General features: G+C 68.1%; 17 protein-coding genes. 6 read left to right on the plus strand and 11 right to left on the minus strand.

Features of this window, described 5'->3' with window-relative positions; all coding sequences use genetic code 11:
* From ACEN9O_RS08355 to ACEN9O_RS08395, 9 genes are all read right to left on the minus strand, one after another.
* Positions 1 to 1,545 (minus strand): carboxylesterase/lipase family protein, encoded by a 1,545-nt coding sequence (locus ACEN9O_RS08355; RefSeq protein ID WP_495617111.1) that lies wholly within the window; start codon positions 1,543 to 1,545, stop codon positions 1 to 3.
* Complete coding sequence (locus ACEN9O_RS08360) at positions 1,542 to 6,662, minus strand: AMP-binding protein (RefSeq protein ID WP_495617112.1); 5,121 nt, start codon at positions 6,660 to 6,662, stop codon at positions 1,542 to 1,544. Before ACEN9O_RS08360 ends, ACEN9O_RS08355 begins: the two co-directional genes overlap by 4 nt.
* Positions 6,659 to 8,014 carry an MFS transporter gene (locus ACEN9O_RS08365; protein ID WP_495617113.1) on the minus strand — a complete coding sequence of 452 codons (1,356 nt, stop codon included), beginning with the start codon at positions 8,012 to 8,014 and terminating at the stop codon, positions 6,659 to 6,661. The genes ACEN9O_RS08360 and ACEN9O_RS08365 overlap by 4 nt, the downstream gene beginning before the upstream one ends.
* Positions 8,015 to 8,072: 58 nt before the next feature.
* The gene (fabZ, locus tag ACEN9O_RS08370; RefSeq protein ID WP_495617114.1) at positions 8,073 to 8,558 is read right to left on the minus strand and encodes a 3-hydroxyacyl-ACP dehydratase FabZ; all 486 of its coding nucleotides are present in this window, start codon (positions 8,556 to 8,558) and stop codon (positions 8,073 to 8,075) included.
* Between the two features lie 3 nt (positions 8,559 to 8,561).
* Entirely contained in the window at positions 8,562 to 9,668 is a 1,107-nt protein-coding gene (locus ACEN9O_RS08375) for an LLM class flavin-dependent oxidoreductase (RefSeq protein ID WP_495617115.1), read from the minus strand.
* Complete coding sequence (locus ACEN9O_RS08380) at positions 9,665 to 12,679, minus strand: beta-ketoacyl synthase N-terminal-like domain-containing protein (RefSeq protein WP_495617116.1); 3,015 nt, start codon at positions 12,677 to 12,679, stop codon at positions 9,665 to 9,667. Before ACEN9O_RS08380 ends, ACEN9O_RS08375 begins: the two co-directional genes overlap by 4 nt.
* A 107-nt stretch (positions 12,680 to 12,786) precedes the next feature.
* Positions 12,787 to 13,614, minus strand: a complete 828-nt coding sequence (locus ACEN9O_RS08385) for a phytanoyl-CoA dioxygenase family protein (protein ID WP_495617117.1) — start codon at positions 13,612 to 13,614, stop codon at positions 12,787 to 12,789.
* Between the two features lie 128 nt (positions 13,615 to 13,742).
* Positions 13,743 to 14,534 (minus strand): 4'-phosphopantetheinyl transferase family protein, encoded by a 792-nt coding sequence (locus ACEN9O_RS08390; RefSeq protein WP_495617118.1) that lies wholly within the window; start codon positions 14,532 to 14,534, stop codon positions 13,743 to 13,745.
* Positions 14,535 to 14,547: 13 nt separating this feature from the next.
* On the minus strand, positions 14,548 to 15,072 hold the full coding sequence (locus tag ACEN9O_RS08395; RefSeq protein WP_495617119.1) for a hypothetical protein: 525 nt from the start codon (positions 15,070 to 15,072) through the stop codon (positions 14,548 to 14,550).
* A gap of 322 nt (positions 15,073 to 15,394) precedes the next feature.
* Here ACEN9O_RS08395 and ACEN9O_RS08400 point away from each other — a divergent pair, with 322 nt between their 5' ends.
* Together ACEN9O_RS08400 and ACEN9O_RS08405 are read left to right on the plus strand one after the other, a co-directional pair.
* Positions 15,395 to 15,820, plus strand: a complete 426-nt coding sequence (locus ACEN9O_RS08400; protein WP_176653133.1) for an organic hydroperoxide resistance protein — start codon at positions 15,395 to 15,397, stop codon at positions 15,818 to 15,820.
* Positions 15,821 to 15,916: 96 nt separating this feature from the next.
* Complete coding sequence (locus ACEN9O_RS08405; RefSeq protein ID WP_495617120.1) at positions 15,917 to 16,369, plus strand: GNAT family N-acetyltransferase; 453 nt, start codon at positions 15,917 to 15,919, stop codon at positions 16,367 to 16,369.
* 9 nt (positions 16,370 to 16,378) lie between these two features.
* Here the strand turns inward: ACEN9O_RS08405 and ACEN9O_RS08410 are convergent, their stop codons facing one another.
* Positions 16,379 to 17,623, minus strand: coding sequence for a sensor histidine kinase (locus ACEN9O_RS08410; RefSeq protein ID WP_495617121.1), 1,245 nt, complete (start codon positions 17,621 to 17,623; stop codon positions 16,379 to 16,381).
* Positions 17,613 to 19,052 (minus strand): sigma-54-dependent transcriptional regulator, encoded by a 1,440-nt coding sequence (locus ACEN9O_RS08415; RefSeq protein ID WP_495617122.1) that lies wholly within the window; start codon positions 19,050 to 19,052, stop codon positions 17,613 to 17,615. Before ACEN9O_RS08415 ends, ACEN9O_RS08410 begins: the two co-directional genes overlap by 11 nt.
* Before the next feature lie 191 nt (positions 19,053 to 19,243).
* Here ACEN9O_RS08415 and ACEN9O_RS08420 point away from each other — a divergent pair, with 191 nt between their 5' ends.
* From ACEN9O_RS08420 to ACEN9O_RS08435, 4 genes are read left to right on the plus strand one after another with little or no spacing between them, the layout of a single operon-like run.
* On the plus strand, positions 19,244 to 20,548 hold the full coding sequence (locus ACEN9O_RS08420; protein ID WP_495617123.1) for an efflux RND transporter periplasmic adaptor subunit: 1,305 nt from the start codon (positions 19,244 to 19,246) through the stop codon (positions 20,546 to 20,548).
* Positions 20,549 to 20,579: 31 nt separating this feature from the next.
* Complete coding sequence (locus tag ACEN9O_RS08425) at positions 20,580 to 21,260, plus strand: ABC transporter ATP-binding protein (protein ID WP_152807651.1); 681 nt, start codon at positions 20,580 to 20,582, stop codon at positions 21,258 to 21,260.
* Between the two features lie 18 nt (positions 21,261 to 21,278).
* Positions 21,279 to 23,666, plus strand: coding sequence for an ABC transporter permease (locus tag ACEN9O_RS08430; RefSeq protein WP_495617124.1), 2,388 nt, complete (start codon positions 21,279 to 21,281; stop codon positions 23,664 to 23,666).
* 13 nt (positions 23,667 to 23,679) lie between these two features.
* On the plus strand, positions 23,680 to 26,109 hold the full coding sequence (locus ACEN9O_RS08435) for an ABC transporter permease (protein ID WP_495617125.1): 2,430 nt from the start codon (positions 23,680 to 23,682) through the stop codon (positions 26,107 to 26,109).
* Positions 26,110 to 26,175 lie beyond the last annotated feature (66 nt).

Genomic DNA, 26,175 nt, shown 5'->3' on the forward strand with positions numbered 1-26,175 from the left:
CTAGTCCGCGACCTGTGGAAACAGGGTGAAATCGGGCAGCGGATGTTCCTTCAGTTCCGCCGCGCTACCGATGCGCAGCGTGGTCGCCGGCGTGCCGTTGAACACGGGCCAGGCCGGCAAGCCTTTGCCGGTCGGGGCGCCGGTGCTGGCAAACTGGATCACGGTGTCGGCCAGGCGCGTGGCCAACTGCCGGTCCGCCGGTGCCCAGGCGCGCTTGTCGATGTCCAGATTGTCGAACAGGTATTGAATCTCCACGCCATGACCGGCGCCGCAACCCCAGTTGCACGGCGTCGGCGGCGCGGCGGGACGGTGGGCGAAGTAGTAGACATACGATTTGGCGTGGCCGTATTTCGCCTGCAGCGCGGCCCAGTGTTCCATGCGCCAGCCCCACCAGTCGTTGGTCAGCTGGTGGATGGACGCGACCGCCTGCGTGTCGCTGCCGCCCGGGTAGGCCGCCAGCATGCGCTCGGACGGCGCGTGACCCAGCAGCGTGGTCACCAGTTCAGGGTGTTTGGCGGCGTTGATCTCGTTGGTGCCCAGGATTTCTCCGGCCAGGTCCTTGCCTTCTTCGGCGGTCCAGCCCACCAGCAGCGGCACATCGTTCTGACGGTGGTTGCGGTAAAGGGTGGTCAGGTCGGCGTGCAGCAGATAGCCGTCCACATAGGTGCGCGGCAGCCATGCCGGCTTCTGCATGTCCTTCACGCTCAGCTTGCGCAGATCGGCCAGATGTTCCGCGCCGACGGACTTGGCAAGCGCCAGGCCTTTTGCTTCGGCCGCGGACTTCTGGTCGAAGCGGTGACTGTCGTCAGGCCGGATCGGCATGGCGTCGTTGCCGCTTTCGGCCACGGCGCGCTGGAACAGGCCCTTGGCCAGTGGCGTGGCGACCAGCAGCCCGACCGATTCGCCGCCCGATGAGTTGCCCATGATGGTGACGCGCTCAGGGTCGCCGCCAAAGGCCGCGACGTTGTCCTTCACCCAGCGCAACGCCGCGATCTGATCCAGGATGCCCTGGTTGCCGGAGGTGTGCGAGGGCGATTCGGCGCTCAGTTCCGGGTGCGCGAAGAAGCCGAGTATGCCGAGCCGATAATTGATCGTGACGACAACCGCGCCGCGCCTGGCCAGGTTGGCGCCGTCCTGGACGGGCACCGCGGCGGTGCCGCCATACATGCCGCCGCCATGTATCCACACGATGACGGGCAGCTTGTTCGCCTTGTTCGGCGTCCACAGGTTCAGGTACAGGCAATCCTCGCTTTTCGGATTCGTGATCCAGTCCGCGGTCTGGGCGCAAGCCGGCGAAAAGCTGGTGGTCGACTTCACGCCCGTCCATGGCACCACCGGTTGCGGCGCGCGCCAGCGGAAATCGCCGACCGGCGGCGCGGCGAACGGGATGCCCAGATAGGTCTTGAGAGTGTCGTCCTGCGTGCCGGCGATGGCGCCACCGGTGACCTTGACCGGGCTGGTTAGCGCGGAGGCCTGGGTCAGCGGGGCCGCCAGGGCCAGCAAGCCGGAGGTGGCCAGGCTGAGCGCGCGTACAGAAATAATCATGGATTTTCCTTGCTGTGTGAAAGGGTTGTAGTGGTTTTTGACTGGGCCAGGCGTTGACGGCGCGCGCTGTTCAGATTCTGGCGTGGCCGCAGCGCGCCGGTGGGGAGCACCGGTTCGACTCCGGCGACCAGCTCGGCCAGACTGGCGATGGTGGGACTGCCATAGATCGTGACGAGGTCGATATCGCGGCCGTAGCGCAGGTCCAGCTCGCGCTTGACCGCCATCAGTGCCAGCGAATCGCCGCCCACCTCGAAAAAGTTGGTGCGTCGCCCGATGCCGTCGAGACCCAGCACCTTGCACCAGACCTCGTGGACCGCCATTTCATGCGGCGTGCGCGCCGCCTCCATCTGCGTCGCCCCTTCGTCGGCCGGCGCCGGCAAGCGCGCCAGGTCGATCTTGCCGTTCTGGTTCAGCTGGAAGCTGTCGACCAGCATGAAGCGGTCCGGCACCATATAGCTCGGCAGGGTCTTGCGCAGCTCCGCCGCGAGGCCGGGGTCCGCGGCCGGCAAGCCGTTTGCCAGCTGGACGTACGCGACGATCTGGACGCCGGCACCGCTTGGGCGGGCGACCACCACCGCCTGGGCCACGCCGGCGCAGCCCTGCAGCGACGCTTCGATGTCGCTCAGGTCGACGCGCAATCCGCGGATCTTGATTTCATGGTCCTTGCGGCCGGCATACTGCAGGGCGCCGTCGGGGCGGATGCGCACGAAGTCGCCGGTGCGGTAGGCGCGCACGCGGCGGCCGTCGCCCAGTTCGGCCAGCACGAAGCGTTCGGCGCTCATGGCCTGGTTGGCGTAATAGCCGTCGGCCAGCGCCACGCCGGCCACATACAGTTCGCCGATCGCGCCCGGCGCCTCCGCCACGCCGCTGGCGCTCATCACGATGCAGGCGGTGTGGCCGATCGGCCGGCCGATATCGGGCACGTCGGGCCAATCGGCCGGCGCCTGGCCCAGCGCGGCGATGGTGACGACGTGGGTCTCGGTGGGACCGTAGTGATTGAACAGGCGCGCCTCCGGATGGCGCGTGAAGAATTGGCGCAGGCCGGGCGTGATCTTCAATTGCTGCGCCGTCGAGAACACCATCCGCAAGGCGGGCAGGTGGACCTTGGCCTGTTCGGCGCCAAGCGCCAGTTCGCACAGCACCGGGTAGGACAGATTGAGCAAGGTAACGCGCTCCTCGGCCAGCAGGCCAAGCAGGGCCAGGGTGTTGCGGCGCATGGCCGCGTCGGCCAGCACCACGGTGCCGCCGTTGAGCAGCGCCGTGAACACTTCCGTGAAATGCATGTCGAAGGCGATCGACGAGTAGTTCAGCACCACCGGCGCGGCATGGTTGAGGTCCGCGCTGATTTCCGTGATCAGATTGTCGAGCGCGGCATGGCCCATGGCCACGGCCTTGGGCGAGCCGGTGCTGCCCGAGGTGAACAGGATGTAGGCCGGGTGCTCACCGCGCGCCTCGCCCTCGGCCAGCGCGGGCAGCGCCGCCGCCGCGCCATCGACGGGGGAAGGCACCACGATCACCGGCACGCGGAGGTCGGCGCCGGCCAGCGTCGCCGCCGTTTCCTCGTCGACCAGCACGCAGGCCGGCGCGATAAAGCCGATCCGTTCGAGCACGGCATCCTGGTAGTAGTCGGGATCGAGCGGAACGTAGGTGCAGTCGCGCCGCAATATGGCGAGGATGGCCGCCACGTAGCGCGGCGTGCGGCGCATGAAGATCAGCACACGCTCGCCCGCCACGGCCGCCGGGCCGATCAGGCCGGCGAGGCGGTCGGCCTCGGCGGCCAGCTGGCGGTAGCTGAGGCCGGCCTGGAGGTAGCGCAGCGCGATGGCGTCTGGCGTGGCGTCGGCCTGCGCGCGGAAGCGCCGGTACAGCGACGCCTGCCCGTCCGGCGCGGCGATGGCCGGCGGCGCATGGCCGGCCAGGCGGCCCACCGGTGCGCGCGGCGCGGCCAGCGCGCCGTCGAGCAGCGCCAGGCAGAAGTCAGCCAGGCGGGCGATGCTGGCCTGCTCGAACAGCGCCCGGTCGTAGTCGAACGCCAGCCGCAGGCCGCCCTCGTGGGGGTGCACGTCGATCGACAAATCATAGCGCGCTACGCCGGTGTCAACGTCGATCAGGCGCGCCGCCGTGGCGCCGCAGCGCACTTCGGCCGTGTCGTAATCGTGGTAGTTCAGGCTGATCTGGAACAGCGGGTTGTAGCTCGGATCGCGCGCTGGCTTGAGTTCGCGTAGCAAGTCCATGTACGAGACGTCGCCATGCTGGTGCGCGTCGAGCAGGGTGTCGCGGCACAGGCTGACCAGCACGCCGATGTCGGCCCCCAGGTCGACGCGCGTGCGCAGCAGTGCCGTTTGCGCGAGAAAGCCGATTTGCGTGCGCTGTTCCAGCCCGTCGCGTCCGGCCAGGAAGGTGCCGAGCACAATGTCGGCCTGGTTGCCGAAGCGCGCCAGGGCCAGCGCCACCAACGCGTGCACGCCGCTGAACAGGGTCGCTTGCCGGCCGGCGCACAGCGCGCGCAAGGCGTCGACCCGGGCCGGCGACAGATGCAGCTCATGGCGGCCGGAGACGCCGCGCCCGCGCGCGCCGCCACGCGGGATGTCCAGCGGCAGGCTGTGCACATCCGGCGCGCCGGCCAGGGCCGCCGTCCAGTAGCGCAGCGCGGCCGCGTGGCGCGCCGGCGGCGCCGGCCGGACGATGAAGGGCACGCGCGCCGCGTCCGGCGCGGTGGTGGCGCAGGCCGCGACGATGGCGTCGGCCAGCAGGCGCAGCGACCAGCCATCGGCGGCGATGTGATGCACCACCAGCGCCAGCACGGTTGGTCCGCCCGCGCCGGTTGTCAGGATGTGGCCGCGCAGCGGATAGTCGCGGTCCAGGCCGAACGGGGCGCGGGCGAGCGCCTGCAGGCGCTCATCGAGAGCGTGCGCCTCGGCCGGCTCGATCGCGATCCGGAATCCGGCGGCGTCCAGCACCGTCGGGCGGTAGCGTCCATCGGCCTGGCCCGGGTACGCCGTGCGCAGGATATCGTGGCGCATCAGCACCTGCCGCGCGGCGTCCGCCAGGCGCTGCGGATCGATGCCGCCGTCGAAGACCAGCACCAGCGGCAGATGGTAGGCCGGGTTGGCCGGCGACCAGGCGTCGATCGACAGCATCATCTGCTGGTTGGCCGACAGGGCCACGGCGTCCGGCGCCGCCGGCGGCCGCGCGCCGCCGGCGGCGAGCCGCTCGGCCAGCAGACTGGCCAGCCCGCGCAGGCTCGGGTGCTCGAACACGTCGCGCACCGACAGCTCGACGGCGAAGCGTTCGTTCAGTTCGGCCACCAGCTGGTAGATCTGCATCGACGACAGGCCGAGCGCGAAGAAGCTGCGCCGCGGATCGTCGATGGTCTCGCCGCTCAGCGCGGCCAGCACGCCGGCCAGCTGCGCTTCCAGCGCCGCATCGGCGGCCGTCCCGGCCGCGCCGGCATCCTCGCCGGCGCGCGGCTGGAAGCGGCGCGCCGCCAGCGTGCCCGCTTCCAGCGCCTGGCGCAGCACCTGGCGCCGCACCTTGCCCGACGAGGTCTTGGTGATGCTGCCCCGCGGCACGACGACGATCGCTTCAAGCAGCACGCCCTGCTCCTCGAACACCCGCGCGGCCACGCGCTCCAGCAGGGGCGCATCGTCGCCGGCGTCGTGGCCGCGCGCCTCGAGCACCAGCAGCACGGCCTCGGTGCCGCCCTGGCGCTCGCCGATGGCGGCGCAGCCGGCGTAACCGGCCTCAGTGGCCGGGTCGGCGGCCAGCACGGCGGCGGCCGCCTGCTCGACGTCGGTCGGGTAGATATTGCGGCCGTTCTGGATGATCATTTCCTTGATCCGTCCCAGCACGTACAGCTGGCCGCTTTCAATCACGCCGCTGTCGCCGGTGGCGAAAAACGGGCCGTCGCCATCGGCCAGGTGGCGGCGGAACGGCGAGTCCGGCTCGTCGGCGCGGCCGAAATAGCCGGCGCCGACGTGGGGGCCGCGGATCCAGATTTCACCCTCGGCGCCGGGCGCCGCGCCGCGCCCCTCGGCATCGACGACCAGCAGCGTGCGACCATCGGCCGGACCGCAGGCGATGGTGCCGGCCAGCTGGGCGTCGCCGGCCTGGCTGGCCCGGATGTCCTGCTCGCGCCCGGGACGCCAGCGCGCGCCGCACACGAACACGGTCGCTTCGGCCATGCCGTAGGCGGCGAATAACACGTTCTCGGCGAAGCCGGCCGGCGCGAACGCCGCGAGGAAGGCTTCCAGCGTCGCGCTCTGGATCGGTTCGGCGGCGTTGAAGGCCACGCGCCAGCGGCGCAGGTCCAGCTCGGCCAGTTGCGCCGCCGCGCGTTGGCCGCGGGCGCGCAAGCGGTCGACCACCGCCTGGTAGGCGAAGTTCGGCGCGCCCGAGATGGTGCCGCCGTAGCGCGACAGGCGCGTCAGCCACGACAGCGGATTGCGCATGAACGAGAGCGGCGTGCCGATCACGGACGGGCAGCCCATCGCCAGCGGCAGCAGCACGGTGTTGACCAGGCCCAGGTCGTGGTGCAGCGGCAGCCAGTTGACGAACACGTCGTCGCCGCGCACCCCGGCCGACGTGGCGATCATCGCCAGGTTGGCCATGATGTTCGCGTGGCTGATGATGACGCCCTTGGGCGCGCCGGTCGAACCGGAGCTGTACTGCAGATAGGCCAGCGTGGACGGCGCGAGCGGCGCCGGCGCGGCCGCCTCGGCGCCGTCGGCCAGCAGCGCGGCCACGTCCACCTGGCCGGCATCGCCGGCGCCGGCGCACACCGACAGGCGCGCGCCGCTGTCGGCCACGATGCCGGCCAGGCGGCGCCGCACGTCCGCGTTGGCCGACGGGTACAGCGGCACCGGCACCAGGCCGGCGTACAGGCAGGCCCAGAACACCGTGACATAGCTTTCGCCCTGGGGCAGCTGGATCGCGACGCGGTCGCCGCTGGCGCAGCGGCGCAGCAAGCCGCCCGCCAGGCGCCGCACCTGGCCCACCAGCCCGGCGCGCGTGAGGCGGCGCTCGCCGCCATCCTCGTCCGGGAAAATATAGGCCGTCGCGTCGGGCGCGGCGCGCGCGCCGGCCAGTAGCAGCTCGATCACATTGGCGCCGTTCATGCCGCTTCCTTCGCGGCCGACAGGTTCAGCGAAGTCGCCTCGGCCTGTTTGTTGGTGATGCTGTAGGCGCACATGGCCAGCGCCGACAGCAGCGCGAAGCCGGCCGGCACCAGCGTGAACATCAGGACCAGGCCCTGCACGGACGAGGCGCTTTGCTCCACGCCCGGCTGGTAGTGGAAGTACGCCAGGCCCAGCGGCGCGAGCACCATGCCGAGCGAGCCGCCCAGGCGCCCGCCCAGCATGGCCAGTGAATTGATCAGGGCCGGCGCGCGCTGGCCCTTGGACTGGTCGAAGTAGTCGACCACGTCGGAATAAATCGAGAACATCACCGGCGCGCAGGCGCCGCCCAGCACCGAGTTGAGGCAGTGGCTGAGGATGATCATCGGCGTGTTGGCCGCGCCGAGAAAGTAGATCACGCCGATGAAGAGCGCGTTGCCGGCCATGAGGCCGAGGTAAAGCTTCTGGCGGTCGACGCGGTTGATCAGCAGGCCCACCAGCGCGACGCCGACGGCGCAGGAAATGGTGCCGGCGGCCAGCATGAAGTTGGCGATGTCGGCGCGCCGCATGACGTAGGTGATGTAGTACAGCGTGGTCTGCGATTTGATCGCCACGAACATGCCGGTAAACAGCGTGGCCACCAGCGGCGCGAGGAACAGCTTGTTTTTCAGGATCAGGCCGACGCCGGCCAGCATCTCCTGCGGCCCGTCCTTGGCCGCGGCAGCGGGCGCGGCGGCGCGCTCGGTGGTGGTGGCGTAGGTGATGTACATGGTCAGCGCGCCGAAAAAGGCAAACAGCAGCGCCACGTAGTAGAAGCCGCCGCTATCCTTGCCGCCGGCGAAATCAACGATGTACTTGATCGAGAGGGTGGCGATGGTGCTGGCGCCGAAGGCAAACGCGAAGCGCATCGTCGACAGGCGCGCGCGGTCGCTGGCCAGGTTGGCGATCGACGACACCAGGCCGGCGTACACCACCGAGATCAGCGCCGAGACCAGCACGAACACGCTGACCACGGCGTAGGCGTAGGCCACCCGGGTGGACGTGTCCCAGCTACGGTCGAAGGCGAACAGCAGGGCCGACGAGACGAAGGCCGGCACGATCAGCCAGCCCAGCCAGCGGCGGAACCGGCCCGCGCGCCCGGCCAGCCGGTCGACCATCAGGCCGAACAGCGGATAGCTCATGCTGTCGAGGACTTTCGTCATCAGGAACAGCCCGGTCACGCTGGAGAGCGGCAGGCGCATGACGTCCGTGAAGAAGTACAACTGATAGAAGCCGATCAGGGTGCCGATCAGCGCCTGCCCGGCGTCGGCGATGCCGTAACCGAACAACTGCCGCGATTTCAAAGCCTGTGTCATTGCGTGTCTCTCTTGATGTTGGAGTGCGGGTGCGGGGAAGTGCTTGATGCGCGCCGGTTCAGGCGCCGCCGGCCGGCCTTGCCATCGCCACGCCGGTGAAGTCGCACTCGGCGGCCAGGCGGTCGTTGATGTAAGCCTCGGCGTGGAACTTGAAAAAATTCTCGCGGTACTTGGTCACCGACACCGGCAGGCGCAGCACGTCGCCGGGCCGCGCGCGGCGCAGGAAGCGCACGTTGTCCATCGCGATGAACGCGACCGTGACCCCGTCCAGGTTGGCGCCAAGCGATTTCGACATCATCACCCCGCCGGTCTGGCCCATCGCTTCGAGCACCAGCATGTCGGGGTAATACTCCTGGCCGGGCGGGCAGCCCAGGCTCCAGGGCTCGTTGATCGACACGTTCTTGATGCCGACCATGCGCTGGAACGGTTCGAAATCCCGGCCGCGGTCGATCTGCAACAGCGGGTAGCGGTGCGGCGTGTAGCGCATGATCTCGGCCAGGCTCACCTCGCCGACGGCGAGCGCGCCGCTGGACATGACGCCCATGCCTCAGCGCCCCGGCCGAACGGGCGGCCGCACATGCGGCATCACCTCCTCGGCGAACTGCTGCATCGAGTCGAGCACCGCCTGGCGCGGACCGACGCCCTCGAGCGCCAGCGCGATGCGGCGGATGCCCGTCACTTCGGCCGTGCGATTGAGCTTGTCGATGCATTCCTGCGGCGTGCCGATCGGGCTGTTGGCCAGGTAGGCGTCGACCTTGCCGAACAGGCCGGTGCCGCCCCAGACCATCTCCTCGCCGGGACGGCGGCCGTAGCGCTCCGTCACCAGCGTCTCGCCGAACTGCATGGCGCGCTGGCTGGCCTCCTCCCACCAGAGAATGCGCTCGCGCGCCGTTTCCTTGATCCGCGCGCCATCGGACGACACGCCGGCCAGCGCCGTGAGCACGTGCGGCAGCTGGCTCGCGTCGATGCCGGCCTTGTCGGCAAAGGCGTTGTAGCGGTTCAGGATGTCGAGCGTCTGCTGGTCCGTAAAGCCGAACGGCAGCAGCAGCGGGATGCCGCGCGTGGCGGCCCATTCGATGGTCTGGTCGGTCTGCGCCACCGTGTAGAGCGGTGGATGCGGACGTGTCAGCGGCCGCGGCTGCACATTAATCTGCGGGAAGCGGATATGCTCGCTGTCGGCGGAACAGCGCCCCGTGGTCCAGGCCGACTGCATGATCGCCAGCCATTCGTCGGCAATCTCGCGCGTCTTGTGGCGGTCCTTCTCGAAGACCACGAAATCCTTCACAAAATAGCCGCGTCCGAAGCCGAAGAGCAGGCGCCCGTTGCTCAAGTGATCGAGCAGGGCCACCTGTTCTGCCAGGCGCACCGGATGGTCCAGCGTGATCACCTGGACCGCCGTGCCGACCTTCAGCGTGGTGGTGCGGCCGAGCAGGAAGGAGGCGTGGAACAGCGGCGAGCCGACCAGGCCGAACTGCGTGAAGTGGTGCTCCAGCACCCAGGCCGTGGAAAAACCCAGGCGCTCGCCCGCCACGGCGTACTGCACGCCGTTCTCGATGACGTCGTGCGCCTCCATCCCCGGCGGCTGGGCGTGGATCAGGAACAGGCTCCAATCCATGCCGGTGCCGGCGCCGGCCGTTGCGTGCGCGCCCGTCATGCCAGCTCCGACAGGATGCTGGCGCGGATGCCCGCGATGAAGCGGGCGATCGTCTCGCCGCGGTACTGCTTGGCCGAATGCTTGCAGCTGAGGTAGAACATGCCGTTCTCGAAGCCGAAGTTGAAATCGAGCCGGCACCAGCGCTCGTAATCCGGCGGCACGTGCACGTAGGTTCCGGCCGGGATCACGCGGGCCGCCTCGATGTCGGGCGCGTCGTAGCCTTCGTAGCCATGGAAGTTCACCGCCAGCTCGCGGTTGTAGAGCGGCTTGTGGTCGACGTTGACCCGCTCGACACCGGGCTTGACCGGCGCGTCCGAACCGATGAAGTAGGACAGGCCCTTCGACGGTATCGCCGCCAGCTGGCGCTTCATGTCCTCGACCCGTTCGAGCACCGTGGCGCCGGCCGGCGCGTGCAGCAGCAGCAGGCCGTTCAGCGCCAGCAGGCCCACCGTGCTGGAGAAATCGTGGCCGCTATTGCCCAGCAAATCCGAACGACCGCCGAAGGTGCAGGACATCTGCGTCCACGCGCCGTCGCTCTCGGACGTGGCGAACGTCGTCACCGCGTACAGGATCAGGTCCATCAGCGAGACCTTGTGCGGCTTGAGGCGGTTCATCAACGCCGTGCTCTGCTCCACGGACAGGTACTCGCGCAGCTCGGTTTCATCGGCCATTTTTCCGCCGATGCCGGCTTCCTCGTCGACCGGCAGGCTGCGGCAGCGCTGCCATTCCGGCCGCGCCCAGTAATCGTTCTCGCGCGCACTGTCGCTGGCGTCGAACCAGCCGTTCTGGAAGCTGGCGTAGATCGAGATCGGCGTGGCCGCCGGCAGCGGCGGATTGTCCATCTGGTAGTAGGCCACGAAGTCATTGGCCAGCATGCGGAAGGAATTCCCGTCCAACATGACCTTGTGGCTGAACAGGATGATCAGGTGCTTGTCCTCGTCGAAGCGCAGCAGGTGGGCGAAGAACAGCGGCGCCCTGGCGAAGTCGATGGTGGCGAAGATGGCCTGGCAGTAGGCGATCGCGTCGAAGTCGGCATAGGCGCCCAGCCGCACGTTGCGGAAGTAGCCGTCGGCAGGGAAATCGTCGTACTGGACGAACCAGTGGCCGCGCGCATCCTGCAGGTAGCGCGAGCGCAGGGCCTGGTGGCGCTGGATGGTCTTGGCCACCGCCGCCTTGACCTTGGGCGTATCGATGGCGCCCACCAGCTCGAACATCGAGGCGCCCATCTCGGCCGCCGGGTCGGCCGGCTTCGGATAGAAGAAGCGGTTCTGCCCCAGGGTGAGCGGCGAATGGTCGGGAATCTCTTCGGCCGGCGCGCCGGCGCCGCCCTGCGGGGCCGCGGCCGGGCTGGCGCCGTCGTCGGGCGCGCGCATGGCCGCGATCAGGTCCGCCACCGTGCTCAGTTCCGCAAAGCGCGCCGCCGTCAGCGTGTGGCCGAACTGGTTGTCCAGCTCCTCGGTGATCATGATGACGCCGATCGAATCGATGCCCAGGTCCTGCAGCTTCGATTGCGGCGTGATCTCCGCGCCGGTGGCGTTCTCGCGCAGCACCGCCAGGATGGTCTCGGTATCCTTGGCGCCCGTGTCCTGGGCGTCGCTGTCGAGCTGGGGAGCCGGCGCGCTGGTGTCGCGCCGTTCGCCGCGGCGGGCATTGCGCTTGCGCAGGATGCCATCGAAGCGCGTGCCGGTGTCGGCCAGGGTCGAGGCCAGCTCGAAATTCTGGTCGCCGGCTTCGATAATGATGTGGCCATTGGTGCCGCCAATGCCGAACGAGCTGATGCCCGCGCAGCGGCCGTCGGCCTTCGGCAGCGCGACCGGCTCCTGCGCCAGGTCGAAGCCGGTCTCGTCGAATTTGCACAGCGCGTTGAGCGTATCGACCGGCATTTCGGGCGGCACTTCGCCGTGGCGCAAAATCAGCGCGGCCTTGATCAGGCCAGCCAGGCCGGCCACCACGTCGGTGTGGCCGATATTGGCCTTGACCGAGCCGATATGCAGGCGCTGGGTTTTACCCCAGCGTTTCAGGGCGCGGCTCAGGGCCGTCACCTCGATCGGGTCGCCCAGCTTGGTGCCGGTGCCGTGGGTTTCCACATAGGCCAGCCGCGACGGATCGATGTTGGCGCCGGCCAGCGCGGCCTCGATCACGTCGGCCTGGCCGCGCTCGGACGGACCGGCGTAGCCCGGCTTCTGGTTGCCGTCGTTGTTGATCGCCGAGGATTTGATCACGCAGAAAATCTTGTCGCCATCGGCGCGCGCGGCCTCCAGGCGCTTGAGCACGACGAAGGCGGCGCCTTCGCCCGGCACGGTGCCGTCGGCGTTGTCGGAGAACGGCGAGCAGTTACCGCTGGGCGAGAAGAAGCCGCCTTCCTGGAAATGGTAGCCGGCCCAGAACGGCCGCACCGAACTGGCCCCGGCCAGCGCGATATCGCAGTCGCCGGCCAGCAGCGCCTGGATCGCCGTATGGATCGCCACGTGCGAGGACGAGCAGGCGGAATTGACCAGCACAGCCGGGCCGCGCAGGCCGAGCTGGTAGGCCAGGCGCGTCATGTAGAAATCGCGTTCGACGTAGGGCACTTCGCTGATCGCCATCTGGCGCCCCGCGCCCAGGCTGTCGCGCACTTCCCAGGCCCACTCCATCGAAATCGACGCCGCGCCGTAGACGCCGATCTGGCCCCAGTACAGGGACGGATCGTAGCCGCTGGAGCGCAGCGCGTGGCTGGCGTGCTTGAGCATCATGCGCAGCTGCGGATCGACGATGTTGGCGTCGCGGTTGGAGATGCCGAACTTGCGGTTGTCGAACAGCGCGATGTCCTTGAGCGGGGAGATGCGCAACACCACATCCTCGGCGCCGTACTGCTGCAGCGCGCCGCGGTCCTCCATTTCATCGACGCCGATCTGGCGGATGAAGGATTGGCGGTTGCGCATCATGCTCCAGTATTCCTCGAGGCCGGAAGCTCCTCCAAATTCACACGACACGCCAATTACGGCGATATCAACATCGGTAGACGCGGACATATCACTCTCCAAAATTTTGCTGGGGTACCGCGCACCATGCGCGGTGGGGTTTGCTGCGAAAACGGTGGTGTAAAACGCTGGGGCCGGCAACGCCCGGCGGCCGCTGCCTACGCCGGCTCGGGCGGGGCAAAGGTCCTGGCGGGCATGAAGCTGCGCGCACACAGGAATTCCGGACGGCGGGCGCGCTCGCCTGCATCGGGCGGATTGTCGATGGCGTTGTAGGTGATGATCAGCAGGCGCCTGTCATGCGACGAGACGTTCTGGCGCGAGCCATGCACCAGCTGCGGATGGAAGAAATCGATGGCGCCGGCGCGCCGGACCATGGCCACAGGCGCGGCGCCGCGCACGCGGCGCGAGAACTCGTCCGGGCAGGCCTGGAAGGTCAGCTCTCGGCCGACATTGGACTGCCAGGCCGCCGCGCCTTCGGCGCCATGCGGCTCGATGGACGGCGCGGTGGTGCTTGGCCGCTTGCAGATGTTGCCCCACAGGTGGGAGCCCGGGTAGTACTCGAGCGGACCGGCTTCGAGATCGGTGTCCGACAGATGGATCGCCACGTTCACCAGGTCGGGGCGGGCGATGCCATCGAGCTCGTTCCAGAAAATGAAATCCTGATGCCAGGGCCAGCTCTCGCCCACCCGCGCCGCCTTCAGATTGACCTTGAACTGGTGCACATAGACCGGACGCTCCAGGATCGCCTCGACCACGTCGAGGATCTCGGGCCGCTCGCTCAGCGCGCGGAAAAACGGATCGACCAGGTGCAGACCATGGGCCGCGCGCGGCACCGCCAGCGCGTCCTCGGCGACGACACCGTAATCGTTCGATGCGAGATAGGCGTTGATGCGGGTGTTGATGTTGTCGACGTCGGCGCGCACGAGCCCGACGGGCATGCCCGCCAATCCCGTCTCGCGGTACGCATTGAGAATCCCAGTGCTCATATTCCTCCATTGCCGCAGATGGCGCCGTTTGGCGACGAGGACTCGATCATACTGGAGGAAATAGTTACTAAAATTTCAAATTTGAACAACTGCAATTATGAAATTTACTAAATTGCACGCCATTTAACTTATTGCGACGACAGCGACGCCGGTCCCCACAAACACAAGGTCGCCACGTGGCCGGCATCGACCATGCGGAAGGCGACGGTGCAGCGCATCCCTTCGCGCCACTGCGCGCTGAGCGTCTCGCGCAGGCGCAGCACCAGGGTGCGGGCGGGCAGGTCGATCCGTATCAGTTCCACCGCGTCGAAATTGAAATAGCGCCGCACGACCCCGTGCACCGCCTTGAAAAAACTTTCCTTGGCCGAGAACGCCAAGGTCAACGGCAGGTGCGCGCCGAGGGCCGCCTCGAACGGCGCCAGGTAATGCGCCTCGGCCGCCGACACGACCACGGCGCGCGCGGCCGCGGCGCCGTCGGCGCTGAGGACGGCCTCGATATCGATGCCCACCCCCTGCCAGTCGGCCGTCGCCGGCAGGGCCAGCGCCGCCGCCATGGCGGCCGTGTGGGTGATGCTGCCGATCGCGCCGGCTGGCCAGAGCGGTTCGCGGCGGGAACCAATGGGTAGCTGAAGCGCGCCGCCCTCAACGCCCATCAGGCGCAAGGCCGCCCGCGCGCACAGGCGGCCGTGGAAGAACTCCGCCTGGCGCTTGGGCTCGGACGCGGCGATCTGTGGCGGGCAATCGATACCGGCCAGGACAAAGCGGTCGAGACGAAAGCCGGCCGGCGTGAATCGCGTCAACGCCAGTGACAGGTCGAGGCCGGCGTGCGGCCAATCCAGCCAGGCGATGGCCTCGAAGTCTGCGCGCGCGGTATCGGCTGGCGTGGCGTCGACGTTACCGGTTTGCGGGGGGACGGGCACGCGCGGGCCGGCGCTACGCTTCGGCCGGCGCGGCGTTCAGCGGATACTTGCTGCGGTGGGTCAGCGGTTCGATGGCGCGGGCGAAGGGCACGCCATCGAGTTCGCGCCGGGCGAATTCGGCCTGGGCCTCCTCGTGTTCGACCATGTGGTCGCACACGGCCGCCTGGCCCGGCATGCCGCGCGCGCGCGCCTCCTCGGCGTAGCGGCGATAGTGCGGCAGCAGGTCGTCGGTGGCGATGTTGTAGATCGCCTGCATGCCTTCGAGCCAGCTCAAGGCAGCCATCTCGGCGGCCAGCGAGGCGCCCATGGTGCGGATCTCGTCCGGCTCGACGACGTTCATGCCGACCGCCAGCAGGTGCTGGCGCAGCCACGCCTTGGTTTCGGTTTCCAGCTGCAGCAGGTACGATAGCTTCAACTGGATCGCCAGGTCGGGCGTGGCGGCGATCAGGGCCGAGTAGACGGCCTCGCCCAACACTTCGCCGTTATAGAACATTTCCAAGCCTTCGTCGTAGGCGTAGGTGCGAATTTTCTCTTCCATCGGATGCGTCTTTCCATGTGTTGTGAGGGCGGGGCGCGCTACGTGGCGCGCTGTGGCGTAAATATACGGGATACTCGCGGCGCTGGGTCGCGCTTGGTAAATTTCGCTACGGGGAGTGAGTAAATTCATACTATTGATAAAAAGGAAGGCCGCGACCGCTCACGCCATGGCGCAAAAATAATTTTAAAAATCGCTTGCTATTCTATAGTGCACGATCTATAGTGTGTTCATGGGCGCTGCAGACAGCGCCAGATAGTAGAAGCAAGTAGCTAGCGATTAGATAGTTAATTAGGCATCCCCACTCACTCAAAGGAATATCATCATGTCGATCCAACAAGTTCTGTACCGCGCAAACGCAAAAGCAACCGGTGGCCGCGAAGGCCGTGCTGTTTCCTCCGACAACGTGCTGGACGTGAAACTGACCACCCCGAAGGAACTGGGCGGCGCCGGCGCCGTCGGCACCAACCCTGAGCAGCTGTTCGCTGCCGGCTACTCGGCCTGCTTCCTGGGCGCGATGAAATTCGTCGGCGGCCGCGACAAGATCGCCGTCCCGGCTGACGTGTCGGTAGAAGGCACCGTCGGTATCGGCGCCATCCCTACCGGTTTCGGCATCGAAGTCGAACTGAAGATCTCGCTGCCTGGCCTGGACCGCGCAGAAGCCGAGAAACTGGTCGCCGCCGCCCACATCGTGTGCCCATACTCGAACGCCACCCGCGGCAACATCGACGTGACGCTGACCATCGTTTAATCGACACGGTCCCCGCATGAAAAGGCCGGCCCCTCCTCCGAGGCGCCGGCCTTTTTTCACATACAATCGGTGTTTTGAACCGCATCGGGACACGCAATGATTGAGTGGCAATGGCTGGCCTTTGACGACATCCCCCGCCAGGACTGGTACGAAGTACTGCTGCAACGCCAGCAGGTGTTCATCCTGGAGCAGACCTGTTTGTACCCGGACATCGACGGCTGCGATCCGCAGTGCCATCACCTGATGGCCTGGCGCGAGATCGATGGCAAGCGCACGCTGGCGGCGTATCTGCGCTGCGTGCCGCCCGGTGTGAAGTACGATGAAATGTCGCTGGGCCGCGTGCTGACCACGCAGGCCGCGCGCGGCAGCGGCATCGGCCGCGAGCTGCTGGCCAAGGCCATCCCGCTGGCCGAAGCGCTGCATCCCGGCCACGGCTTCCGCATCGGCGCGCAGGCGCACCTGGAAAAATTCTACGGCAGCTACGGCTTCAGGACGGTGACCGAGCCTTATGACGAAGACGGCATCCTGCACATCGATATGGTGCGGTAGGCCGGTGCGCTAGAACGTCAGCATGAAGCGCGCGCCGGCGCTGACCGAGCGCGCGTAGCGCACCGTGCCGCCGTTGGCGTGCACCAGGTGCCGCACCATCGCCAGGCCGATGCCCCTGCCCTGTTTTTTGGTCGAGAAGAACGGCGTGAAGATGTGCGCGGCCAGCGCCTCCGGCACGCCTGGGCCGTTGTCGACCACCTCGATACGCAGCCGGCCGCCCCGGCTGAGGCGCGCGCGCACCTGCGCTTCCGGCGCCTTGCCGGTGATGGCTTCGGCCGCGTTCTTCAACAGGTTGATGAGCGCCTGTTCCAGCTGGCCCGGATCGATCATCACCGCCAGCGACGCCGGCTCCACCGAGAACGACACCCGTCCGTCCACAGCCTGCCATTGCGGCGCGATCAGCATGGACAGGCGTTCGAACAATTCCTCCAGCAGCACGCGCTGAGGCTGCGCCTGCGGCACCGTCGACAGGCTGCGGTAGCTGCCGACAAAATCGACCAGGCTGGCGGCGCGGCGCGAGATGGCGTCCAGCGCGGTGCCCAGGTCGGCGTGGATATCGGCCGGCAGTCCGGCTGCCGCTTCGTCCAGCAGCCCGCAGGCGGTGCGCGACAGCGATGCCACCGGGGTCAGCGAGTTCATGATCTCGTGGGTCAGCACCTGCACCAGTTCGCGCCAGGCATTCAGGGCTTCGGCTTCCAGTTCGCTTTCCACCGGCATCAGCGCGGCCAGGCGCTGGGCCGCGCCCTGCATCGTCAGCGCGGAGACGGCGACCAGCGCGCGCTCCACGCCACGCTCGGTGTCAAAGCTGATCAGCTGCCGCTGGCCGGCGGCCTGCGCGGCCAGCAGCTGGTGCAGGTCCTGCGGCGCGCTGGCGCGGCCGGGTGCGAGCAGGCGGCGCGCGCTGGCGTTCAGCGGCGCCACCGTGCCGGCGCCGGCCGCGTTCTGGATGCTGAACAGCGCGATGGGCGCGTGTTCGAGGCGGGCTTCCAGCGCGTGGATGGTGCAGGCCAGTTCGCGCCCCGCAGGTGCGCCGTGATGCGTCGAGCCGTCATGCGCTTCCATGCGCGGTGCACGAGGCGCCAGGCGGCGCAGGCATTGCCACAACGCGGCGGCAGGCACCAGCGCGGCCAGACCGCATAACACGATGCGGCGCGGCTCGGGCGTGGCGGACATGATATCGGCAACAGCGGCCAGCGCCATCAGGCAGGCGACGCTGGTGGCAACGCCCAGCTTGAGGGCGCGTTCAGATGCCATGCTTGCCCAGCTTGCGGTACAGCGCCGCGCGGCTGACACCCAGCGACCTGGCGGCGTGGCTGATATTGCCGTTGAACTGCGACAGTGCCGAGGCGATGGCTTCACGCTCAAGCGCATCGAGCGTCATGTCGCCGCTGACGATGCCGCCGATGGAGCCGATAGTGCCGATGGTGCCGATGGCACCGCCAGTGGCACCGCCGCTGCTGGCCGCCCGCGCTGAGGCGGCGACGCCCGGCGGCATGGCGCAGCCTCCTCCATCATCCGCCGCCGCACTGCCGGCGCCGAGGCCGAAATCGCCCAGCGTTAATTCAGCGCCCTGCCCCAGGATCACGGCGCGCTCGCAAGCATGGCGCAGCGCCCGCACATTGCCCGGCCAGTCGTGGCGCAGCAAGCCATCCATCGCCGCCGCGTTCACGTTGCGGACCGGCCGGTCGTACTGCAAGGCGTACAGGTTCAGGTAATGCGCCAGCAGCAGCGGAATGTCCTCGCGCCGTTCGCGCAGCGGCGGCACGCGGATCACGATGGTGTTCAGGCGGAACAGCAGGTCCGGCCGGAACACGGCGGGATCGAACAGCCGCGCCTCATCCAGGTTGGTGGCGCTGACGATGCGCACGTCGATGGCTTCCGGCTTGTCGGCGCCGATCGGCGTCACCTCGCGCCGTTCCAGCGCGGTCAGCAGCTTGGCCTGCGCCGCCAGCGGCATATTGCCGATTTCGTCCAAAAACAGCGAGCCGCCGCGCGCGGCCTGGAAGCGCCCGGCGCGGTCGGCCTTGGCGTCCGTGAACGAACCTTTGCGATGGCCGAACAACTCGCTCTCGAAGGTCGATTCCGGCAGCGCCCCCATGTCCACGGCCAGCAGCGTGCCGGCCGCGCGGCGCGACAGCGCGTGGATGGCGCGCGCCACCAGCTCCTTGCCGACGCCGTTCTCACCCAGCACCATCACGTTCGCCTCGGTCGGCGCCACGCTGGCGATCAAGGCCTTCAACTCGCGCATCGCGGCCGACTCGCCCATCAGGTCGGGCGTGGCGGCGGTGGGGCCGCGCATGGCGGCGCGGCGGGCCAGCGCCTGGTCGATGGCGGCCACCAGGCGCGCGTTGTCCCACGGCTTGGTGATGAAATCGCCGGCGCCGCGCTTGAGCGCTTCCACCGCCAGCGGCACGTCGGCGTAGGCGGTCATCGCGATCACCGCCGGCGGCTGCGGCTGCGCGCGCAACAGGTCCAGCAGCGCCAGGCCCTCGGCGCCGTCGATGAAGCCGGGCGTGAAGTTCAGGTCCAGCAGCACCACGTCCGGCACACCCTGCGACAGCAAGGCCGGCAAGCCCGCTGGATCGCACAGCGTTGCGACCTTGCCATAGCGTCGCCGCAGCAGCAACTGCGCGGCAGTGGCAACATCGGCGTCATCATCGAGTATCAGTACATAGGCGGACATGCAGGCATTCTAGCAGCCGCCAACGGGCTGTGGACATGGCTTGCGGCCATGCTTCCCGACGACCCGGCGCAAGTGTTCAGTTCCGAACAGTGGCCGCTGTTCATAAGCGGACAGCGGACGGCCAATGAAGGCTCAAACGGCCGTTGTTACGGGCTTTTCGGCCATGGCACAGGGTTTGCTGTATGGCTGTCATGCACATCAAAAAAAATATCGGCCCCTCTTCTTCGCGCCTGCCATCCAGCGGCGCGGCGATGGACGTCGTGGTGCCCCGCAAACGCGGCAAGGCTATCGCCATCGGAGTGGCGGCCGCGCTGGCCGTGGCGGCGGCCGGCTATGCCATGTGGTCGTGGATGCCGCGCGGCCTGCAAATCGACGGCGCCGACCTGCGCATCGGCCAGGCCGCGCGCGGCGTCTTCGTCGACGAAATCGTCGTGCGCGCCAGTGCGGAGCCGCTCAATTCCGTGATACTCGATTCGGTCGAATCGGGCCGCGTCGAAGAGGTCTTCGCCATCGACGGCACGCTGGTGAAGAAGGGCCAGCTGCTGTTCCGCATCTCCAACCCGCAGCGCAACCTGGAACTGCTGGCGCGCCAATCGGAGCACGCGGTCAGCATCTTCAACCTGTCCAACCTGCGCGTGGCGCAGGAGGCCAGCGCCAGCGACCACCAGCGGCGGCGTGAAGATCTGCAGTTCGCGCTGGAGCAGGTCCGCAAGCAGCACGAGCGCAATGTGCGGCTGGCGGCGCAGGGCTATATCTCCGCCGTCGCGCTGGAGGAGTCGGCCGACAAACTGCAGCAGCAGCGCCGCCTGCTGGCGCAGGAAGAACGCGCCTCCGGCACCGAGGAAGGCGTGCGCCGCAACGCCGCCCAGCAGCTGGAGACGGCGATCGAGGGACTGAACTCCGGCCTGAAGCTGGTTTCCGCCACCGTCGATGCGCTGGCGGTGCGGGCGCCGGTCGACGGCCGGCTGACCAACTTCCGCCTGCAGGTGGGCGAATCGATCAGCACCGGCAAGAACATCGGCCGCATCGACGATCCGGCGCGCTTCAAGCTCTCCGCCAGCGTCGACGAGTACTACCTGAACCGCATGGCGGTCGGCCGCCACGGCAGCGTCAAGCAGGATGAGCGCAGCTACGCGGTCGATATCCGCGCCATCTACCCGCAGATCAAGGAGGGCCGCTTCATGGTGGAGCTGGTGTTCACCGGCGGCCAGCCGCCCGTGCTCAATCCCGGCCAGAGCCTGGACGCGCGCATCACGCTGGGCGAGCCGGCCAAGGCGCTGCTGCTGCCGAACGGCGCCTTCATCAACGACAGCGGCGGCGCCTGGGTCTATGTGCTGGATGCCGGCGGCCGCACGGCGCAACGGCGCGCGCTGCGGGTCGGCCGCCGCAACAACAGCCAGCTCGAAGTACTCGACGGCCTGGCCGCCGGCGACAAGGTGATCCTGTCCAGCTACGCGGCCTACGGAAATTCACCACGATTACAAATAACGCAGTAAATTCCCATAACTACCAATAAAGGCAAATCCCATGCTCAAACTCGTCGGCATCAGCAAAATCCACCAGGCAGGAGAAATCCAGACCACCGCGCTGGATCGCATCGACCTGGAAATCGAAGCGGGCGAATACGTCGCCATCACCGGGCCGTCCGGCTGCGGCAAGTCGACCATGCTGGGCATACTGGGGCTGCTGGATGTGCCGAACCACGGCGAATACTGGTTCGAAGGCCAGAACGTGGCCGGCTGGAGCGAATCGAAACTGAACCAGCTGCGGCGCGGCCGCATCGGCTTCATCTTCCAGAGCTTTAACCTGATCGAGGAATTGACCGTGTTCGAGAACGTCGAACTGGCGCTGGAGTACAACGGCACGCCGGCGCGCGAACGGCGCGAACGCGTGACGGCGATGCTCGACAAACTGGGTGTGGGCCATCGCGCCTCGCACCGCCCTTCGCAGCTGTCCGGCGGCCAGCAGCAGCGCGTAGCGATCGCGCGCGCGCTGGTGGCCGGCCCCGCCGTCCTGCTGGCCGACGAACCGACCGGTAACCTGGACACCGCGCACGGCGACGAAGTCATGCGCCTGCTGCGCGAGATTAACGCGGAAGGCACCACCGTGGTCATGGTCACCCACTCGCCGGACCATGCCGCGCAAGCGTCGCGCACATTGAACCTGCTGGACGGCCGCATCATGGTCGACGTCCTGCAAGCCGCTTAAAGCGTCAGGCTCATCTCCATGAACCTGCGCGACTTCCGCATAGGCTGGCGCCTGCTATTGCAGCAGCCGGCCTACTCCGCCGTGGTGATCGGCGGCCTGGCGATCGGCTTTGCCGCCTGCTTCCTGCTGTTCGGCTTCGTCGAGTTCTGCCTGAACTTCAACAGCGCCATACCCGACAACGACCGCTTGGTGGTAATCAAGCAGCGCATCAACGTCTTCCCGCGTCCTGAATGGCAAACCAGGGCCTTCATGCCCTTGCGCGACGTCGCCCTTGCCAGCGGCATGGTGTCGGAGGCCAGCATCGCCAAGTCCATCGATACGCCGCTGCGTGCCGGTAACGAGCTGCGTGCGCTGGACCTGCAGGTGGTCGATCCCGCTTTCCTTACCATGTTCGGCATCGTAGCCTTGCAGGGCGACTTGAACGCGGCGCTGACGCAGCCGGACGGCCTGGCGCTGACGCGTACCGCCGCGCATAAGCTGTTCGGTGCTGACCCCGCGGTTGGCCAGACCGTCACTGTCGACGGCACGGCATTGCAGGTGCGGGCGCTGATGCCTGATCCTCCGGCCAACAGCAGCCAGCAATACGAGGCATTGATCGGCGCCGGCAGCAGCGCCTGGCCGGAACGCGAAACCGCGATCAGCAAATGGGGACGCGGCACCGTCTACATGAAGCTCAAGCCCGGCGCGTCGATGCAGGCGCTGACGGCGCTGCTGCAGGAAGCCAGCGAGAAGTCGCCGATGAACCAGCGGGTGAAAAGCGGCCCTATGGGCAAGAACCTGAATGGCCGCAATGTCGCCGACATCTCCCTGCTGCCGCTGCGCGACGCCTACTTCGACGAAGGCCTGGCGAACAGCCGCGCAGCCGAGCAGTATGGCCGGCGCAGCAGCGTCTTCGGTCTGGCGGCGGCGGGCTTGCTGATCCTGCTGCTGGCGGCGATCAACTACATCAACCTGGCCACCGTGCGCACCTTGCGCCGCCAGCGCGAAATCGGCATCCGCAAGCTGCTGGGCGCCAGCGCGGCGCGGCTGGTGCGCCAGTTCCTCAGCGAGGCGGCGCTGACGTCCGTACTGGCGGCATGCGCTGGCCTGGTGCTGGCGTGGTTGCTGCTGCCGACCTTCTCCGATCTGGTGAACCGACCGCTGGCCGGCATGTTCACGCCCTTGCGCTGCCTGATCGCGCTGACATTCGGGCTATTCATCGGCGCGTGCGCCGGCGCCTATCCGGCATGGCTGGCGCAGCACGCGTTGCCGGGGCCGGCGCTGGCGGGCCGCGGCAATGGCGAGACGGCCGCCGGCCTGTGGGTACGGCGCGTGCTCACCGTGTTGCAGTTCTCCAGCGCGATGGCGCTGTCGGCAACCGCGCTGGCGGTCGGCTGGCAGACCTACTTTGCAGCTCACGCCTCGCCGGGATTCGATCCGGATCATCTGCTGGTACTGGACCTGCCGCCCGACGCGGAGGGCAAGCCGGAAGCCGTGGCCTTCATGGAGCAGCTGGCCCGGCTGCCGCGCGTCGAGGGCGTGTCGTCCATTTCGGAAGCGGTGGGCCGCGACGGCAGAAAGCTGATCAGCACCGTGACGGCCAGGGACGGCCGCGACATACCATTGGAGGGCAAGAACGTCAGTGCCAACTGGTTTGAAGTGAACCGCCTGCATGCGCTGCATGGACGGCTGTTCGTCGCGGGGCAGGATATCGACTACAGCAAATCCCGGCGAGCCGTGGTGAACGCCGCCGCCGCGCTGGCGCTGGGCTATGCAACGCCGCAGGACGCGGTCGGCCAGGTCGCAGGCGGCATGGAGATAGTCGGCATCGCGCCCGATGTGCGCTTCCAGGGCTTGCACGAGCCATCGAAGGCGATCGCGTACTTCGTCCGCGCCGGCGAGGTGCTGACGATACGCACCAGCGACAAGCTGGAGGCGGCGTACAGCGAGATCGAACCGCTGTGGCGCCACCACTTCCCCAACGCCATCATGGAAATGAAAACGCAGCAGTCCGTGCTGGCGGAACGCTATGTCGCCGAAACGCGGCTGATACGGATACTGGCGGCCACCAGCGTGATCGCCATCGCGCTGGCGGCCTTCGGCATCTACGTGCTGTCCGCCTACAGCGTGCAGCGCAGCCGGCGCGAGATCGTGATGCGCAAGCTGCATGGCGCCGGCCGCGCCGACATTGCGCTGATGATGGGCCGCGAGTTCTCGGCGCTGGTGGGCGCCGGGGCGCTGATCGGCCTGCCGCTGGCGGCGGTCGCGATCCAGCGCCATCTGGCCAGCTACACCGAGCATGCGCCCATCGGCGCATGGACGCTGGCTGCGGCGCTGGCAATGGCCATTCTGGTGGCGCTGCTGGCCACCACCCGTCATACGATGGCGGCCTTGCGCATGTCGCCTGCTTTGGCACTGCGCGACTGAACCGGAGACCAACATGAAACCAAGCGACTTCCGCATCGGCTGGCGCCTGCTGCTGCGCCATCCCCTCCACTCCGCCGTGGAGATACTCGGACTGGCGACCGGCTTCGCCGTCTGCTTCCTGCTGCTGGGATTTGTGGCCTACTCCTTCAGCTACGACCGCGACGTGCCGCAGCGCGAGCGCGTGTTCGTCATCAAGCACCGGCTGAACTTCATCCCGCAACCGCAATGGATGGAGTACACGCCGTTCGCGCTGCGCGGAGTGGCGCTGCGCAGCGGCGTGCCGCTGGAGGCCAGCGCCTGGTGGCCGCGCCAGACCACGCTGCAACTGCACGGACGCACGCAGCAGCTGGAGGTCACGGCTGTCGATCCTGCGTTCCAGTCCATCAGCGGCCTGCCTGCACTGGAAGGCGACCTGCGCGCGGCGCTGACCCGGCCCGACGGCCTGGCCGTAACGCAGCAGACCGCGCTGCGCCTGTTCGGCACCACGCAGGCGTTGGGACGCAGCATCGAGATCAATCGCCAAGCGCTGCAAGTCCGGGCAGTCTTGGCGGACCGCCCTGCCAACAGCACGCTGCAATTCAATGCGCTGGTTGGCGTGGGCAGCGCACTGTGGCCTGAGAAGGAGCGCCAGGAGGCGCTGTCGAGCTGGATGAGCATCGGCGGCCGCATCTACGTCAAGACCGGCCAGGACGTCAATCCGCAGACCTTGCAGCGGGTGCTGCAAGATGTGATCGACCGTGCGCCTTGGGCCAGCCTGGCGACGCCTGAAATGAAGGTCGCGCTGGGCCAGCGCAAGATGGTCGATATCGGCCTCGGTCCGCTGGCCGACGCCTACTTCGACCGCAGCGTCGCCAACACCATGGGCACCGGCCCGCGCGGCGACATGCGCATGGTGCTGGCGCTCGGCGCCACCGGCTTGCTGATACTGCTGCTCGCCGTGATCAACTACGTCAACCTGGCGACGGTGCGCGCCTTGCGCCGCCAGCGCGAGATCGCCATGCGCCGTGTGCTGGGCGCCGGCACGCGTCAGTTGCTGACCCAGTTCATGGCCGAGTCGATGCTGCTGTCGGTGGCCGCCGCCGCGCTGGGCGTGCTGCTGGCGTGGCTGCTGCTGCCGCTGGCCTCCGATTTGCTGGAGCGCCGCCTGGACGGCATGTTCACGCCGGCGACGGTCGGCGCGTACCTGCTGGCCGGCGCCCTGGTCGGCGCGGCGGCCGGCGTCTATCCGGGCTGGCTGGCGCGCGGCGTCGACATGGGCATTGCGCTGGCCCACCGCAGCGGCGAGACGGCCGGCGGCGCATGGCTGCGCCGCGTCCTGACGGTGGTGCAGTTCGGCGCCGCGATGAGCATGGGCAGCGTGGCGCTGGCGATCCTGTGGCAGACACAGTTCGCCGCAGCGGCGCCGCCGGGCTTCGATCCCGATCCGCTGCTGGTGGTGGAAATGAAAGAGAACCTGCGCGACAATCCCGCCGCCCGCGCGCTGCGCGACGCCATCGCACAACTGCCCGGGGTGGCCGGCGTGGCGGACAGCCGCGACGTGCCGGGCCGCGACGACAAGACCGGCACGCATGGCAGCACCACGGTCCCGCGCGTGGACGGCAGCAACGTATCGCTGTCGGCGCATTTTGTCGGAGCGGATTTCTTCAACGTCTACGGCTTAAAGGCCCTGGTCGGGCGCCTGTTCGATCCGCGCATCGAAGGCACGGCCGGCGACGGCGAGCAAAACATCGTGATCAACCAGGCGGCGGTGCAGGCGCTGGGCTGGCCGTCCGCGCAGCAGGCGGTGGGCCAGCGCATCGGCAACACGCAGTTCCGCATCGTCGGCGTGGCGCCCGACCTGCGCTGGGAAACGCTGCGCGATCCGGTGCGCCCGACGATGTACCAGATCACCCAGGACAATCAACTGCTGACGGTGCGCATGCGCGCCGCAGCGGACGCGCACAGCCGGGCCGCGCTGGAGCAGGACATCGCCACAGCCTGGAGCCGCTACTTCCCTGACAGCGAACCGGTGATACGCCGGGCCGGCAGCTACTACGCGCAAGCCTACGCCGACGACGTACGCATGGCCAGGCTGCTGGCCTGCGCGACGGCCGTGGTACTGGCGCTGGCCGCTTTCGGCATCTACGTGCTGGCGGCGCACAGCGTGCAGCGGCGCGCGCGCGAGATCGTGCTGCGCAAGCTGCATGGCGCCGGCCGCAAGGCGATCGCGGTCCTGGTCAGCCGCGAATTCCTGCTGCTGACGATGGCCGCCGCAGCGGCCGGGCTGCCGTTGGCGTGGCTGGCCATCGAGCGCTATCTGGCGGGCTTCGCGGCGCGCACGCCGCTGGGCGGCTGGGCGCCGGCGGCGGCGCTGGCGTTCACGCTGCTGATCGTGGCGCTGGCCACCGCCCGCCACACGCTGGCGGCGATGCGCATCGCACCGGCACAAGCGCTGCGCGACTAGCCGCCTCGCCTCCTCAAGCAAAAAGGCCGGTTCCCCCAACGAGGGAACCGGCCTTTTTCATTCATG

The sequence above is a fragment of the Duganella sp. Dugasp78 genome (assembly GCF_059491455.1).

Bases quoted from the DNA above. Each gene is read 5' to 3' on its own strand.
- ACEN9O_RS08360 (WP_495617112.1), bottom strand. From the start codon at position 6,662: ATGAACGGCGCCAATGTGATCGAGCTGCTACTGGCCGGCGCGCGCGCC.
- ACEN9O_RS08415 (WP_495617122.1), bottom strand. From the start codon at position 19,052: ATGTCCGCCTATGTACTGATACTCGATGATGACGCCGATGTTGCCACT.
- ACEN9O_RS08365 (WP_495617113.1), bottom strand. From the start codon at position 8,014: ATGACACAGGCTTTGAAATCGCGGCAGTTGTTCGGTTACGGCATCGCC.
- ACEN9O_RS08410 (WP_495617121.1), bottom strand. From the start codon at position 17,623: ATGGCATCTGAACGCGCCCTCAAGCTGGGCGTTGCCACCAGCGTCGCC.
- ACEN9O_RS08385 (WP_495617117.1), bottom strand. From the start codon at position 13,614: ATGAGCACTGGGATTCTCAATGCGTACCGCGAGACGGGATTGGCGGGC.
- ACEN9O_RS08435 (WP_495617125.1), top strand. From the start codon at position 23,680: ATGAAACCAAGCGACTTCCGCATCGGCTGGCGCCTGCTGCTGCGCCAT.
- ACEN9O_RS08405 (WP_495617120.1), top strand. From the start codon at position 15,917: ATGATTGAGTGGCAATGGCTGGCCTTTGACGACATCCCCCGCCAGGAC.
- ACEN9O_RS08355 (WP_495617111.1), bottom strand. From the start codon at position 1,545: ATGATTATTTCTGTACGCGCGCTCAGCCTGGCCACCTCCGGCTTGCTG.
- ACEN9O_RS08425 (WP_152807651.1), top strand. From the start codon at position 20,580: ATGCTCAAACTCGTCGGCATCAGCAAAATCCACCAGGCAGGAGAAATC.
- ACEN9O_RS08380 (WP_495617116.1), bottom strand. From the start codon at position 12,679: ATGTCCGCGTCTACCGATGTTGATATCGCCGTAATTGGCGTGTCGTGT.
- fabZ (WP_495617114.1), bottom strand. From the start codon at position 8,558: ATGGGCGTCATGTCCAGCGGCGCGCTCGCCGTCGGCGAGGTGAGCCTG.
- ACEN9O_RS08375 (WP_495617115.1), bottom strand. From the start codon at position 9,668: ATGACGGGCGCGCACGCAACGGCCGGCGCCGGCACCGGCATGGATTGG.
- ACEN9O_RS08420 (WP_495617123.1), top strand. From the start codon at position 19,244: ATGCACATCAAAAAAAATATCGGCCCCTCTTCTTCGCGCCTGCCATCC.
- ACEN9O_RS08430 (WP_495617124.1), top strand. From the start codon at position 21,279: ATGAACCTGCGCGACTTCCGCATAGGCTGGCGCCTGCTATTGCAGCAG.
- ACEN9O_RS08400 (WP_176653133.1), top strand. From the start codon at position 15,395: ATGTCGATCCAACAAGTTCTGTACCGCGCAAACGCAAAAGCAACCGGT.
- ACEN9O_RS08395 (WP_495617119.1), bottom strand. From the start codon at position 15,072: ATGGAAGAGAAAATTCGCACCTACGCCTACGACGAAGGCTTGGAAATG.